Here is a 14,239-nt window from a genome sequence, read left to right on the forward strand (position 1 = left end):
ATCTCCCTTCAATTTTTTCGGACTCGCTGCCCGTAAACCATCACCGCGACAGCGAAAGCGATCGCTCCCTCAAGGGCTATCAGCCACAGACTGGAGATGCCAACTTGCGTTGAACCAGGGAAGACGGCCCCCTTGAGCGCAAAAAGGATAGTGTAAGTGGGCAGAATCCTGAGATACCAGGGCGAGAATCCCGGAATGAAAAAGGATATCATCGGCAGACCGAATACGAGACTCAGCCCAAGCATTGGAACAAGCGACTGGGAGAGGTTGTCATAGAAACTCGCAAAGATAAGCGCTATAGATGTTGAAAGGGCGCTTCCGATAATTACTATCAACAATAGCTCGCCATACCTCGGACCGATTCCGACAACCATGGGAGTCAGTATGAGAGTGAAGAGCACTCCAAGAATCGCGAGTACGATGACCTTCGCCCCGAGATACTCCCATATCCTCCCCGGGGTGATACTGTAAGCCTTTATAGTTTCCTCAGACTTCTCGCCGAAGATCATGGCAAAGACAAGGAACATTCCCAGCATTACCGCTTCGGACATCAAGAGAACCGGGAGAAAGGACTTGTTGAAGGGGATCGCTTCATCGACTGGTTTTCGATCTTCAAGATACTCGATACCATATCCCTCCTCCGAATTGAGAGCGCCCGTTCTCTGCAATATAGAAAGCCTCAACAGTTCCCTGATATCCTGGCTTTCATGACCCTGAAAGACCAGTTCGAAAGCCGGTTCTCTTTCAGAGCCTTTCAGAACTATTCCGACACTGTTGAAACGTCGGTTCATTGTTTTCTCGAGATCGTCTCTATCTTTGGCCAGTAAAAGTTTATCGCTCTCCATATCACCTCCGAAAAGGTTTTCCATGACTTGAGAGCCTTCTTCCATCTCGTTCAGGACCACCACATCCGGGCTCACGGTAAGATCTTCGGGGATGAGAAAAGTCACCAGAAGAAAGTACGCGATCGCGACCCCGACAACGAGAAGAAAGTAATAGCTCCGCCAGCCAAGTTTGAGTTCCTTCAAAGTGTTGGCAGCCAGTCTCATCATCTCAGCTCCCTGCCAGTCACCCCGATGAAAATCTCTTCGAGAGTCGCTTCTTTCGAATGTATAGTCTCGACCGTTCCTTTTTCTATCAGGGAATTGAGTTTCGCTTTATCGGCTTCCTGAAGCAGCGAGAAACTCTCTTTCTTGACGCTTCCGTCGAGCCTGTATTCGACTTCGACCAGTTTTTGTCCGTATCGCAGCTTCAGGTTTCTCGGAGAATCGATGAGCGAAATTTCTCCGGCGACTATGAAAGCCACACGATCGCAGAGCTCTTCAGCTATATGCATGTTGTGGGTCGTGAGAAAGATGGTAACGCCCTCTTTCTTCTTTCGTCTGATTATTTCTTTGATCGTAGCCGAAGTGGTCGGATCCAGTCCCGAAACAGGCTCGTCGAGGAACCAGATCTTCGGTTTGTTTATCAGGGAGCGAGCAAATACCAGTCTCTGCTGCATACCTTTGGAGTACTCCCCGGCCCTTTTCGAAGCGGCCTCTTCGAGATCTACCATTCTCAGCAGTTCCATGGGATCTTCCGTTGGAACATCGTACATCTTCGCGAAATAGCCCAGGTTCTCCAGCCCCGTCAGTTTCCTGTACAGGTTTGGCTGCTCAAAAGAAACGCCTATCATATTATAGAAACTCGAATCGGGTTTGCCCGCATCCTTACTGGCTATCTTCACAGAGCCCTTCTGCAGAGGGAGCAACCCTGTCAAAACCTTCTGTGTGGTCGATTTACCCGCGCCGTTCGGACCCAGAAAACCGAAGATCTCTCCTTCCTTTATATTGAACGACACGTTTCTGACTGCATATCGTTCATCGTTCGTGTAAGAATGGTACAGTCCTTCAACTTCTATCATCTTGTTCTCTCCTCCTCATTCCATTTTCAAGAATATCGACCATCGAGTAAAACTTCTTTCTAGCCTCTTCCGTCAGATTGCTAGATGCCGTTTCTCTGACCGCATCGCCGAGTGCGAGCAAAAAGGCCGTAATCAGCCTGGCCGCCAGCGAAGGATCGACCCATGGGGCTATATCGCCCCTCTCTATGCCCTGTTTAACTAGACTTTCCATCAACCCGTCGCTTGATGGCCTATAGTCTTCGAAAACTTCTCTCATGAGAGCCGGATCGGCCATGAGTCTGTCCCCTATCCTCGATAGCCTCGGATTCTCCTCGGCCATTTCGATCGCCGCTTCAGCCATTAACCTGAGCGTCTGAAAGACACTCGCGTTCATGGCCGAGTTCATAACGGCCGATATCACCTTCATCTTTTTCTCATAAAGCAGATCTATCACGTACCTGAACAGATCCTTCTTGTCTTCAAAGTACTGATAAAAACTACCCTTGGGTATTGAAGACAGCCTGACTATCTCGTTAATTCGCGCCTCTCGGTAGTCGTTTCTTGAAAACTCGTCTATCGCCGCTTCGATGATCCTTTCTCTCTTCTCGAGCGGTAGATTGAAAAACGTCTCTTTTGGTATCACAAACACCTCCTTCATGACCATCTGGTCATATGACTTATCGGTCATATACTACACCGAAAGGAACGTGCAGTCAATGTATATGACCGATCAGTCATGTTAAGAGTGAATGAAGAAAAGAGCATATGGGTCCATTTCCGGACACGCAGCGCCAATGGCGAACCGCCCTTCGTTCTTTCGAAGGACGGCTCTTAATCCTATCCCGGCTACCAGGCAAAGTTTATCAGCATCTATTTTCGCTGCCGAGCAGTCTGATCTTCTCCTTAACAGTTTCCTTGATTTTCGGCGTCGAAAGCTGGAGGAGCTGTAGCTGGTCTTTCAGGTCCGGTCTGGTGATAAGGGTCTCTCTTATACTTTCGGTGAAGACAGTTTTGATCCTAGTGCCGATATTGATTTTGGAGAAGGCCGTTTTTGCGATATATCCTAGATCTTCATCGGAAACACCGCTAGACCCGTGAAGAACAAGCGGCACGGGAGCCACTCTAGAGAGAGTATCCACTAGGTCCAGATGGATCTTCGCTTCCTGTTTCTGCATGCCATGAACGGTCCCCACCGCCACGGCCAAAGCATCCACGCCCGTCCTTTCACAGAACATGACGACATCTGACGGGTCGGTGAGGATTTCTCTGGCGGCCTCCCCCTCTTCGCCCTTCGCGACCCTCCCGAGCTCCGCCTCCACCGAGACTCCGAAGGCCTTCGCGACCTCTACTACGATTTTGCTGTTTGCTATGTTTTCTTCGACTGGAAGCATCGAACCATCGTACATGACAGAGGTGAAACCGGCATGCATAGACTTGAAGATCAAGTCCATGCTGCTGGCGTGATCGAGATGGGCCACGACCGGGATGTCGACTTTATTGGCCACCTCTCGGATCAAAGCCGCTGCAAGAGTTGGTCCCCAATGTTTCATGCAAGTGCCTGCCGCCATGAGTATTACAGGAGAGCGAACTTCTCGGGCGGCCTCGACTATCGCGGTCAGATCTTCGTAAAGGTGGAAGTTGAAACCCGGAACGGCGTAATTGTTTTTCTGTGCATCTTCAAGTACTTCTACAAGTGTGGCAAGTGGCATTTCTACCCCTCCTGGAATTTTATCTTTCTTTCTCTTTCTATCGTTGAGTATCTGCTTGAGTTCCTGTTGAATATCTCCATTAGTCTGGCGATGATGTTATTATCGACTTCCGTCTTTAACGGCCTCAGGTTTTCTATACATCTATCTACGGTCTGAACATCTCCAACACCGCTGGCAGCCGCGAGGGCTCCACCAAGAGCCGTCAATTCGCTCGTGGGCAGAACCAAGATCTCTCTTTCCAGAAGAGAAGCTTTGTATTTCATCAGCAGGCCGTTCAGACTCCCGCCTCCGCCACAGATAATTGGCAGCTTTTTTCCGGTTATCTTCTCGAGATTATCGACTATCAACTTGCTGGAAGAAGCGAGATAGATATACGCAGACTGGATAAGCTGCTCTCGGGTGAACGTAATGGGCATTTCGAGAATGGTGATGCCGTGCATGCCCTCCCCCACACTAAGGTCACCGTTCACGAGAAAGAGCGGTTCAAAATTCCAGATTTTGCTCTTCTCGATCTCCGAGTTCAGTTTTTCATAACTTTCTATGCTGGCCTGAAGACCGGTGAGATTCATTAAAGACTGGAGGAGTTTCCCATAATAGCGTAGGTTGCTTTCTATATAATATTGGGAATCTTCGAAGGCTACCCCGACGGTCCCGCCCGACATGAAGGGAGTATCGAAGACGAGGTTTCGATCGCCGGTCTTTATAACGGCCGCAACTACCGAAGCCGAACCCATAGAATCGAAGAGAAACTCCTCTCCTCTGGCGAATACCCTGGCCGCAAAGAGGCCGGTTATGTGATCGTGTCCGGCGCTCACTATCGGGACACCGTCCTGAGTGAACCCTATAGGTCGGCCGGTATAGATCAACTCGCCCATTCTCTCAGGAGATTCTCCGATATACTCTAGCAGCGGAGAGTTCCAGCAGCGCCTGTGTATGTCTATCATGAAGGAACGGCAGGCCAGGCTCATATCCCAGGTCGGCCTTGCACCGAGTGAGTAAGCGAAATAAGAGGCCACCGGAAGCCAGTGTTCGACGACGTTGGGCGGCAGTGTTTCTCTCTGGAAGAGGATCTTGTAGATGGAGAAGGTGTATTCGTTCTCCACGCCAGTGATTCTGTAAGGGGAAAAACTATCGACGGCCGTTCTGTGTTTTTCCCAAATCGACCTTGTCGCGCTGTCGTACCACATAAGGGGATCTGAAAGCGCTTTCCCTTTATACACAGGAACAACCGTCTCGCCTATGCTGGAGAAGGCTATACCGCCCAGTGAGTATTTACCGGATGCTCCGGATATGAATTTATCTACAAAAGAGTGTGTCGCCTCGAGGTCGAGATAATCCGCTCCCGCAATCCTCTTTTTTGGAGTCTCCTCGTGCATCACTTCGAGAATTTTTCCGTTCGACCCCAGCACCAGACATTTCATGTTGGTGGTGCCTATATCTATTCCTAGATATGCCTTCATAATTCCACTTCCGAAACCACAACATCTTCGATTACTCTCTCAATATCGGAGCGCTCGAATATGGCCGCGCCGTAATGCAGCGTGTTGGCCGCACCGCAGGCTGTCGCAATCTTCAGGGCCTCCCTTTTTGAGACCAGTCTTTCTTGACCGTAGATCAGCCCGGCGAAGAAAGAATCACCCGAGCCGACGGAAAAATCTGAAAAGACCTTCGTCGAAACGGCCTGAAGCTTTTCGGTATCTGAAAGCCAGACGCTTCCATATTTTCCGTTGGTTATTAATAGATCTTTGATCGAAAAGCTCCTCCTGAATTCCTCCATGCTCTTCAAATCGCCTTTCTCGATTCCGAATGCCACTTTGAGCTCGTCGGCGTTTATCTTGAGAAGTTCTGGCGACAGTGCGACGATTTTGGAGAGCCACTCTCCGGCGATATCTATCTTGAGCGTACAACCACTGTTACGGGCCGCTACCACCAGATCTATCATCTCCCCATTTTCAAATCCCCGTGGCGCACTTCCCGAAATAACCAGGTCCACTCCTGACCCGATCCTCTCTTTGAAATACTCTATGAAGGCTCTGACCTCTCCGGCCTTCATCACAGGTCCCGGCTCGTTGATCATGAGCATCCTGTTCTCGTATTCATAGACCAGGGCCGTATTGATTCGATTACTGTCTTCGATCCAGAAATTGTCGGTCTTGATGCCCAGATCTTTGCATTCCTTTTCTATTATTTCGCCGACCTGACCACCAAGAATATTTATACAGAAATAATCCTCGAAACCAAAAACCCTCGAAAGAACCCGGGCGATGTTGAGACCCTTGCCATCGACGAGCGAAACCACCTCGTCCCCCCTCACAACGTTCGGAATCTTCGGCGGCTTTTTGAGAATAACCCAGTGATCGTAACAGGGATTCAAATTTAAGATACAGGTATTGATGTTATTCTCCCCCTTCGTCATACAAAACATATTCCTTGACAAACCTGGCCGTGAATTCGTCGGTGATAAGAGTATCGATCAAACCTCCCCTCAACGCCCCGACTATGCCGTCGACTTTGTGGTGACCGGCCGCGACTATTACTCTTTCTCCGGCCTTCAGGTACTGTTCAAAACCGAGATTTATGCAGTTCGCGAGTATGTTTTTCTCGAACATCTTGCCGTTTATATCGAAGTAATGGGTAAGTACATCCCCGACGACGCTTCTCTTCTCCAGTTCGTCGGCGTAGCTCACGTCAAGAAGATTCTCTCTGAACAGCGGAGAACGGGCTATGGAATAGCCAACGCTACAGATTATCACATCTAAGTGTTCCCAGAGTTTTTGAATATTGATGTACTCTAGAGATTGCTTCGTGTTCTCCAGTTGTTGGGCATTCTCCAGAATGAACGGAAGGTACATCGGCACGGCTCTGGCCGATATCCTGTTGGCGAAGTTCTGTACTATATGGTTTATATTGAACCTTTTATCTGCCAGTCTCGCCGTTCCACCGGATAGGGGAATTATCTGCCACTTTGGTCGCTCCAATCTTTCCACCGTCTCTGCAACAGTGAAAATGGTGTTGCCCCACCCAAGGCCGATATTCATCTCTCTTTCCGGCAGAGTTCCTAGGTATTTCGTGACTTCCCTTCCGAGCGCTTTCAGCACGGTCTTCTCGTTACGCGCCCCACGGGCTATGAAAAGCCTCTTGAGTCCGAATCTGGAAGTGAAGAAGGCTTCGTACTCCTTTACAATGGACGACTTTATGGAAGGTGGTTCTATTTCGATACGGACGATACCCCTCTCTTCGGCCATTTTTAGATATTTGCTTATCTGAACTCTCGACACGCCGTATTTTAGGGCAATGTCCTTTTGGAGCATATGCCTCACGTAGTAATCGCTCGCAACTTCGAACAGCAACTCGTCACTTATCATCTTTTACTCCTTCACCGAGCCGCTAACCAGTCCGGCAATGAAGAACTTTTGAAGTATCATAAATATTATAAGCGGTGGCAGTGTCGCGAGAATCGAACCGGCGAAGAGCGGTCCCCACCTGGTCTGGTACTGCCCCACAAAAAGCTGGAGGAAGGTGGGAATCGTCTGTTTCGCTTTACTGGTCAGTATGGACATCGAGTAAAGCAATTCGCTCCAGGAAAAGAGAAAAGCATATACACCCACGGCGGCGATACCGGGTAAGGTTATGGGCAGAATCACCTTTCTGAAGGCCTGTCCGAAGCTGCACCCGTCTATCCTGGCCGCCTCTTCGAGCGATTTTGGAATTGAAAGGAAAAAGGTTCGCATGAACACGATCGAAATCGGTGTAGTAAATGGCAGATACGACAGGATCAGGCCCGTGTAAGTGTTTATAAGCCCAGTGGCGTTTAGCGCTTTAAAGATCGGCAACAGGAAGACCACCTGCGGGAACATCTGGAATATAAGTACACCTGTCAGAAGCGTCCTCTTCCATTTGAACTCGTATCTTGCAAAAGCGTAAGCAGGAAAAAGCCCTATGAGTATGGAGAAAAACATCGTTCCGCTACCTACGATAACGCTGTTCTTAAAGTAAGACCAGAAATTCATGCTGGAGATCTTCTCGAAATGCTCACTCGTGGGTTCGAAAATGAAGTACTTTATTGGATAGGCGTAGATATCCGGATAGGTTTTTAAGGCAGTTAGAACCAGCCACAAGAAAGGAAAGGCGATTACCACCGAGATCAGTATCAACAGTATGTACGTGATAGTCTTTTTGAGTTTTCTCTTCTGACTCCTCGTCATCTGGCTTCCTCCCTCGCAATACTTCTGAGGAACAGAAAGGCGATGAAGAAGATTATCACGAACAACACGTTGGAAAGAGAGGCCGCTTTGTTGAATTCCATGAACTTGAAACCCAATTTATAGATGTAAGTTACGATAGTCTCTGTTCCGTACCCCGGTCCACCTCCGGTCATGGTGTAGATAAGGGGGAAGTAATTAATCGTCCAGATTGTAGTCAGCATGAGAGTTGTCATAATAACCGGTTTCAACTGAGGAATGGTTATCTTCCAGAATCTCTTGAAGGAATTGGCCCCGTCGATTTCGGCTGCTTCGTATAGATCGATAGGTATCGTTTGAAGACCTGCCAGGAAGAACATGCCCGAAAGGCAGAAGCCCTTCCATATGTTGGCAATAATAACGGAGAGCATCGCCATATTCTCCGTAGCGAGCCAGGGTATATAGTCTCTTATTATATGCATCTTAACCAGAACATCGTTCAGTACGCCGTACATATCGTTGTACATCCACTTCCACATGACCCCTGCTACTATGTCGAGCACGGCCCATGGGAGTATGAGTATGATGCTTCTGAAAATTATCTGCCCCTTCGTGGATTCGTTGAGCAAAAGCGCTACAAACAGTCCGAGAAGGAGCTGGCCGCTAACGCTTCCCACAACCCACACGATCGTATTTAAAAGCGTTCTGCCAACCACCGGATCGGTAAAGTTATCTATGTAGTTTTGCAGAGTCAAGTTTCCATTTTTATCGGTAAAACTGTTGAAAAGGTTCGATCCAAGCAGAAAGACAAAGAGTAAAACGGTCAAAATAACATACGGTAAAACCATCTTGAGAGCAGACCTTTCTTCTCTGTTCAATGTACTCATTTGTCTTCAGCCCTTTCCTCTTCGAGAATTATAAAGGGGGCGGGCGACCGCTCCCGCCCCGAAAGATAGTGTATCACTTTGCAAGAATTGCATTTACATTTGCTTCTGCTGTCTTTATAGCTTCTTCTGGTGTTGCTTTACCAAGCAGGACATTCTGGATCATGATCTGGATCTGTTCAGATATCTGCGGATACTGTGGAATAGGAGGTCTGGAAACAGCGAAGGGGAAAGTTTCGAAAATTACCTGCCATTTGGGATCTTGCAGCACGGGTGAAGCGTAGCAAACGTCTTTTCTGGTTGGCATCGGACCGCCCTTGGCCTCGATCCAGGTCATCCAGGTCTCGAAGCTGGTCAGATACTTGGCCAGTTCCCATGCGCTTTCTTTGTTCTTGCTCGCCGATGGAATAACTAGCGCCCAGCCACCGAGAACGCTGGCCGGAGTGGAACCGTAAGGATGGAGTGAAACGGTGTAGTTATTCACTATCGCCGGATTGGCAGTCTCGATAAGAGGGAAGGACCACGGTCCACCGATAGCCATGGCTACCCTGTTCTGCGCCATCATGTTCCTATAGTCGTCTTCGTTGTAGGTAATTGCGTTCGGGCTAACACCATAGGTAAGAGCGAGATCGGTGTAGAATTTAAGCGCTCTTAGGCCTTCGGGAGTATTGAAAGCCGCCGCCGAATAATCGTCCGTCAGCAGCTGACCGCCGGCGCCGTACAGAAAGATGATAAATGCGAGAGAGGTGTGTTCCGTCTTGGTTCCACTCACGCCGTAACCGTAAACTCTCTTGCTCGCGTCTGTGAGTTTCGTGGCCTGGTAAACCAGTTCCTCCCAGGTCTTCGGGGGATCGTTTCTATCTAGTCCGGCCGCGTCGAACATAGTCTGGTTGTAAAGGAGGAGTCTGCAATCGGTGTACCACGGAAGACCGTACCTTTCACCTTTGTAGGTAACTGTCGGCCAGAGGTTCGGCCATATCTGTTCGACTCCGTCCCAGGAATCCAGGAGAGCTCCCATCGGTTCGAGCCAGCCTTTTTCTGCGAAGGTCGGTACCCAGCCGCCAAGGTCTGCAAAGGCCAGATCGGGTCCCTGCCCCGCCTGAAGGGCTGTGAGAAGTTTGTCGTAGTAAATATCGAAACCGAAAAGCTGCACCTCCACCTTCTTACCTGTTTCTTTCTCGAATTTACTGATAATCATATCCCAGGTTTCATCGAGTTCCGCGACCTGCCCACCTATCCAGATATTGATCGTCTGAGATACACCGGTGATCGCAAGAACGACGAGCATAAAAAGAACCAATAGCGAAGATCTGCGCATACTAAAACCTCCCTTTTTCGGTAAGCTACATAAGTTACATATGTAACTTACTTAAGTAACTATATTCATTCTATACCCTTTTCTTCTTGACAACAAATCCCGCTGCACCCGCTCTGGACGAATTATCGATAATGACGGTCGAAGAAACGCAAATAACTGCCCGGTTCTTCATAGATTTATTATTCGTTAGCGAGGATGAATCCTGTTATCTTTCAGAAAAGCCTCTTAGCGTAAGACTTCTTTAGCCGCGCCGAATGACCAGATTATGCAACGGAAAGAGATAATGTGAATAATTACTTAGTAGGGGCCTCTGTGATAATATTCATTTGTCGGCTTGATTGGCACGACCGCATCCTCGATCGCCTTTCATAAAACCCGCGGCCTGTTTATCTCCCCGTCGCCATCGAATTAAAAAGTGATTCATTGTGGCCAATACAAGTATCCACGATAATTTGTAATTGCAGGACCGCCTTAAAAAAGGCGTCATAAGAGGGGATGATAGTTGTGAATCCTGGGAAAACGAAACTACTGAAAAACCTTCTCGTCGGTGCAACCGGTGGCATCATTACTTTTAGTACAGGTTTGGCAGCAAACTATGAAGACGTTATGACCAAAGAAACGGTTAAACCCGCGCCGAACCTGGAGGAAGTCATTCCACACCCTGAACAGATGCAGGAAGCCCTCGCCAAACTCGCCGAACTTGAAAGCAGAACGGGAAAAAAGCCTAACATTCTGATCTACCTAATGGACGACGTCGGGTGGGGCGATCTGGGGGTTTACGGTGGAGGTGTGATGGTCGGAGCGCCCACGCCTAACATGGATGCCCTTGCCAGAGAAGGTCTTATGCTGACTTCGGCCTATTCACAGCCTTCTTCTTCGCCGACCAGAGCCACAATGCTAACCGGACAGCTCCCCGTGAGACATGGAATTCTAAGACCTACTCTGTACAACGAACCGGGAGGATTGGGTAATTCAATAACCCTCGCTGAACTTTTGAGCGAAGCCGGATATGTTACACAGGCCGTTGGTAAGTGGCATATGGGAGAAAACCCGTCCTCTCAGCCTCAGAATGTCGGTTTCGATCATTTCACAGGTTTCCTGAGCGTTTCGGACATGTACACCGAGTGGCGCGATCCCGATTTCTATCCCGAAATCGCTTTGAGTGAAGAGCGCACTCAGATGATGCGAGATTTCGCTTTCGAGAAATACTGGGTACAGGCATCGAAGAACGGGGAACTCGAACGAATAGCCGAGATAGATATAGACGTGCTCACTCACCTGGATCAGAACTGGGCGGATTTCTCCGTCAACTTCATAAAAGAGATGGCAGACAGCGACCAGCCTTTCTTCCTGTACCACTGTACAAGGGGCGCGCATTTCGACAATTATCCTCCAGAAGAGTTCCTCGGAAAATCGCCGGCCAAACAGCGCTACAAGGATACCATTATGGAGCTGGACGATATACTCGGTCGTCTAGTCAAGGCTCTAGAAGAAACCGGTCAACTGGAAAACACTTTAATATTCATCGCTTCCGACAACGGACCGGAAATGGAAGCCTGGCCAGACAGCGCTTACTCACCCTTCAGAGGTGCCAAGGGAACTACCTGGGAAGGTGGCGTAAGAGTTCCTGGAATACTTTACTGGGAAGGAATGATAGAGCCAGGACGTGTCTCCGACGGACTGTTCGACCTTGCGGACATATTCAACACCTCCCTGACGCTGGCCGGAGCGCAAGATTTGATGCCCACCGACAGATACATAGACGGAATCGACCAGACCTCCTTCCTGCTCGCAAATGATGGACTCTCGAACAGAAAGTACATCTACTACTGGCTGATGAACTACTTCTCAGGTGTGAGGATGGCAGAATACAAATACATGGTACTTGCGGAAGCCGACGATGAACCCGGTTCTGTAAACCCCGGCGGGTTCACCGGTAGTCTTAATATATTCGCCTACTACCATATGTACAATCTCTATCTCGATCCCAAAGAAGAGCATAACATCTCCATAAGAAAGCTAGTGTATAACGATCTCTTCCTGGAAGCGATGCAAAAGCACTTCGCCACACTGAAACAGTACCCGCCTGTAGTGGAGGTATTCCCTGGGCTGGTTCACTGAAAAACCGGAAAGACATTTAGCAAAGAGCGGTAATTCACGAAATTCCGATAGTTAGAGTAAAGAATCAAAAGGTACACTGCGTGTGGGTTGTAGATTCAGCCTAGGGTGTACCTTTTAATTATTCCTCTCCTCTTATTCCTTCAATTCCAGGTTCAAATATTTGGCCTGCACGCCCGGAAGAACGTTGAGCTTGTTCATCAGCTCTTCATGTTTCTCCTTTTCACCAACCAGCTCGAGAATGATGAGACCATAATTGGAGCAACTATCGAGAACGCCGTCGTGTATACCAAGGCGCGTCTTGATAAGGCAGCCCCATCCGGTCAGTATTTTCTGAACCTGCAAAGCCTCTTCTTTCCTGTTGTCAACCATGATTGCCATTATGGTTTTCTCGTTGAATTTCATCGCGCACCCCCTTCATAATTTATATACCGTCTTGCCTGCCAGGATCGTTTCAACTACGTTCAGCTCACTATTCATTACAACGAGATCTGCGATATAACCTTCCTTTATTCTTCCTCTGTTTCTGATTCCGAGGTTGGTCAGAGCGTTGTAAGAAGAAACCCTGGCCAATTCAACCAGTGAACACCCGGTCCACTTTCGGAAATTACGCACAGCCTGATCGAAAACGAGCGTACTGCCCGCTATCGTTCCGTCATCGAGGGTGGCTTTCCCTTCATTCACGGTCACTTTCAGTCCGCCAAGATCGTAGATGCCGTCTTCCAGTCCCGTCGCGTCTATAGAATCGGTAACGAGGATTATATTGTCGGCCCCCCTGATAACATAGACCAGCTTTACGAACTCCGGCGATGTGTGAAATCCATCGACAATCATCTCGAGCTTGAACGGAAGTATTAGGCCGGCGCCGACACAGCCCACCTCCCTGTGGTGGAGTGTGTTCATGCCATTGGGGAAATGCGTCATTCTGTCGCAGCCGGCTTCGAAAGCTTTATTTACCTGGGCAAAGGTCGCGTCGGTGTGACCTATCGAAACGACTACGTCCTGCATCTTCATCTCCACCAGCGCCTCGAAGAAACCATCTATCTCCGGAGCCATTGTCACCAGAATCACGTCGTCTGTGAGGACCTCTCTCAGCTCTTTCAGTGTTGCCGGTCTTATAGTTTCAGGATTCTGAGCGCCCTTCTTCTTGACGTTTATATACGGTCCCTCGTAGTGTACACCCCTGATAGACGTTCTGGCCTTCTCTTCCATATAAGAAGAAACTTGATTAGCCACTCTCAACATATCTTTCTTTAAAGCCGAAACCGTACTCGGAAGAAGAAACGTGACGCCATGAGGATAGAGAAACTCTTCCCATTTCTCGAGTCCGGCATGATCCATCTTCATACTATTTACTCCGGCCGCGCCGTGCGAATGGGTATCGACAAACCCCGGCATCATTATCGCCCTGGGATTACCGTGAGCTCTGTCAACTGACTCTATCTTGGTGCCAGAAATTTTTACATTGGCAGTGTATTCTCCGTCAACCGGATCGACGACAAGAACGCTTTTCAACTCCATCTGGAAATTCCCTCCTTTCCTGTTTAATCAATTATCACATTCAAGCAGGGAATTTAAAACCGCATTTGTCGCAGAATCTGGCCTCAGAATCGTTCTGTTCGCCACAATCGGGGCATTTCTTGTCTTTTCTCAGAGTTGTGCCGCAGTTTTTGCAGAATCTCGAATCCGAAGCGTTCATAGTCCCGCATTTCTGACACACGACCTTTGCCCCTTCGGACTCGGAAATCCCTTCCTTTATGGATCTTGCGATAGTCCTTACACTATCCTTCGTTCCTTCGGCCATATAGTTAATGGTGTCTTTAGCTACCGGCGCAAGTTCGTTGGCCTTGTACCTTGCTACCGCTCCCATGAACCCATAGCTGGTCGCTATAACTCCCAGAAAGATAAAAGGGATCGCCAGGAAGAAAAGATAGAACTTATCCGGCTGCCCGAACGAACCGAAAGCGCTGAAGAAATCTACCATGGCAATTATAAGAATGACCACACCTATAAAAATGAAGAGCGGTCCTGCAATCCTCAAAATACTCCTCATGCTACTGTTTTTTCCGCTAACAGACATATCTCGAACTCCTTTCAAAAAATATCGAAAACGGTACAAAATATCGGCCTCTAGGGGCCGTTCTCTT

14 protein-coding genes are annotated in these 14,239 nt (G+C 48.6%); 1 reads left to right on the forward strand and 13 read right to left on the reverse strand.

Annotated elements, in window-relative coordinates:
• Positions 1-8: 8 nt before the first annotated feature.
• The 10 genes from MESINF_RS04080 to MESINF_RS04125 form a co-directional block, all read right to left on the reverse strand.
• Positions 9-1,052, reverse strand: a complete 1,044-nt coding sequence (locus MESINF_RS04080; protein WP_231936853.1) for an ABC transporter permease — start codon at positions 1,050-1,052, stop codon at positions 9-11.
• Positions 1,049-1,903: an ABC transporter ATP-binding protein gene (locus tag MESINF_RS04085; protein WP_169698657.1), complete on the reverse strand. Its 855-nt coding sequence runs from the start codon at positions 1,901-1,903 to the stop codon at positions 1,049-1,051. Before MESINF_RS04085 ends, MESINF_RS04080 begins: the two co-directional genes overlap by 4 nt.
• Complete coding sequence (locus MESINF_RS04090) at positions 1,890-2,525, reverse strand: TetR/AcrR family transcriptional regulator (protein ID WP_231936854.1); 636 nt, start codon at positions 2,523-2,525, stop codon at positions 1,890-1,892. The genes MESINF_RS04085 and MESINF_RS04090 overlap by 14 nt, the downstream gene beginning before the upstream one ends.
• A gap of 220 nt (positions 2,526-2,745) precedes the next feature.
• Positions 2,746-3,591: a class II fructose-bisphosphate aldolase gene (locus tag MESINF_RS04095; RefSeq protein ID WP_169698658.1), complete on the reverse strand. Its 846-nt coding sequence runs from the start codon at positions 3,589-3,591 to the stop codon at positions 2,746-2,748.
• 2 nt (positions 3,592-3,593) lie between these two features.
• Entirely contained in the window at positions 3,594-5,051 is a 1,458-nt protein-coding gene (locus MESINF_RS04100; protein WP_169698659.1) for an FGGY-family carbohydrate kinase, read from the reverse strand.
• On the reverse strand, positions 5,048-6,016 hold the full coding sequence (locus MESINF_RS04105) for a 1-phosphofructokinase family hexose kinase (RefSeq protein WP_331838481.1): 969 nt from the start codon (positions 6,014-6,016) through the stop codon (positions 5,048-5,050). The genes MESINF_RS04100 and MESINF_RS04105 overlap by 4 nt, the downstream gene beginning before the upstream one ends.
• Positions 5,988-6,956 (reverse strand): sugar-binding transcriptional regulator, encoded by a 969-nt coding sequence (locus MESINF_RS04110; RefSeq protein ID WP_169698661.1) that lies wholly within the window; start codon positions 6,954-6,956, stop codon positions 5,988-5,990. Before MESINF_RS04110 ends, MESINF_RS04105 begins: the two co-directional genes overlap by 29 nt.
• A 3-nt stretch (positions 6,957-6,959) precedes the next feature.
• A complete protein-coding gene (locus MESINF_RS04115) occupies positions 6,960-7,796 on the reverse strand; it encodes a carbohydrate ABC transporter permease (RefSeq protein WP_169698662.1) in 837 nt (278 codons plus the stop codon).
• A complete protein-coding gene (locus tag MESINF_RS04120; RefSeq protein WP_169698663.1) occupies positions 7,793-8,659 on the reverse strand; it encodes a carbohydrate ABC transporter permease in 867 nt (288 codons plus the stop codon). Before MESINF_RS04120 ends, MESINF_RS04115 begins: the two co-directional genes overlap by 4 nt.
• A 73-nt stretch (positions 8,660-8,732) precedes the next feature.
• On the reverse strand, positions 8,733-9,974 hold the full coding sequence (locus tag MESINF_RS04125) for an ABC transporter substrate-binding protein (protein WP_169698664.1): 1,242 nt from the start codon (positions 9,972-9,974) through the stop codon (positions 8,733-8,735).
• Positions 9,975-10,478: 504 nt separating this feature from the next.
• On the opposite strand from MESINF_RS04125, the gene MESINF_RS04130 reads away from it, so the two are divergent.
• Positions 10,479-12,095: an arylsulfatase gene (locus MESINF_RS04130; RefSeq protein ID WP_231936856.1), complete on the forward strand. Its 1,617-nt coding sequence runs from the start codon at positions 10,479-10,481 to the stop codon at positions 12,093-12,095.
• A gap of 132 nt (positions 12,096-12,227) precedes the next feature.
• Here MESINF_RS04130 and MESINF_RS04135 read toward each other — a convergent pair whose 3' ends face one another.
• Genes MESINF_RS04135 through MESINF_RS04145 form a run of 3 tightly spaced genes read right to left on the reverse strand, consistent with a single transcriptional unit; the run spans position 12,228 to position 14,172 of the window.
• Complete coding sequence (locus tag MESINF_RS04135; RefSeq protein ID WP_169698666.1) at positions 12,228-12,497, reverse strand: hypothetical protein; 270 nt, start codon at positions 12,495-12,497, stop codon at positions 12,228-12,230.
• 12 nt (positions 12,498-12,509) lie between these two features.
• Positions 12,510-13,613 (reverse strand): N-acetylglucosamine-6-phosphate deacetylase, encoded by a 1,104-nt coding sequence (gene nagA, locus MESINF_RS04140; protein WP_169698667.1) that lies wholly within the window; start codon positions 13,611-13,613, stop codon positions 12,510-12,512.
• 40 nt (positions 13,614-13,653) lie between these two features.
• Positions 13,654-14,172: a zinc ribbon domain-containing protein gene (locus MESINF_RS04145; protein WP_169698668.1), complete on the reverse strand. Its 519-nt coding sequence runs from the start codon at positions 14,170-14,172 to the stop codon at positions 13,654-13,656.
• Between the last annotated feature and the right edge of the window lie 67 nt (positions 14,173-14,239).

The sequence above is a fragment of the Mesotoga infera genome, assembly GCF_900157305.1.
Lineage (GTDB): Bacteria > Thermotogota > Thermotogae > Petrotogales > Kosmotogaceae > Mesotoga > Mesotoga infera.

Bases quoted from the DNA above. Each gene is read 5' to 3' on its own strand.
- nagA (WP_169698667.1), bottom strand. From the start codon at position 13,613: ATGGAGTTGAAAAGCGTTCTTGTCGTCGATCCGGTTGACGGAGAATAC.
- MESINF_RS04095 (WP_169698658.1), bottom strand. From the start codon at position 3,591: ATGCCACTTGCCACACTTGTAGAAGTACTTGAAGATGCACAGAAAAAC.
- MESINF_RS04120 (WP_169698663.1), bottom strand. From the start codon at position 8,659: ATGAGTACATTGAACAGAGAAGAAAGGTCTGCTCTCAAGATGGTTTTA.
- MESINF_RS04105 (WP_331838481.1), bottom strand. From the start codon at position 6,016: ATGTTTTGTATGACGAAGGGGGAGAATAACATCAATACCTGTATCTTA.
- MESINF_RS04115 (WP_169698662.1), bottom strand. From the start codon at position 7,796: ATGACGAGGAGTCAGAAGAGAAAACTCAAAAAGACTATCACGTACATA.
- MESINF_RS04135 (WP_169698666.1), bottom strand. From the start codon at position 12,497: ATGAAATTCAACGAGAAAACCATAATGGCAATCATGGTTGACAACAGG.
- MESINF_RS04110 (WP_169698661.1), bottom strand. From the start codon at position 6,956: ATGATAAGTGACGAGTTGCTGTTCGAAGTTGCGAGCGATTACTACGTG.
- MESINF_RS04080 (WP_231936853.1), bottom strand. From the start codon at position 1,052: ATGATGAGACTGGCTGCCAACACTTTGAAGGAACTCAAACTTGGCTGG.
- MESINF_RS04100 (WP_169698659.1), bottom strand. From the start codon at position 5,051: ATGAAGGCATATCTAGGAATAGATATAGGCACCACCAACATGAAATGT.
- MESINF_RS04085 (WP_169698657.1), bottom strand. From the start codon at position 1,903: ATGATAGAAGTTGAAGGACTGTACCATTCTTACACGAACGATGAACGA.
- MESINF_RS04125 (WP_169698664.1), bottom strand. From the start codon at position 9,974: ATGCGCAGATCTTCGCTATTGGTTCTTTTTATGCTCGTCGTTCTTGCG.
- MESINF_RS04145 (WP_169698668.1), bottom strand. From the start codon at position 14,172: ATGTCTGTTAGCGGAAAAAACAGTAGCATGAGGAGTATTTTGAGGATT.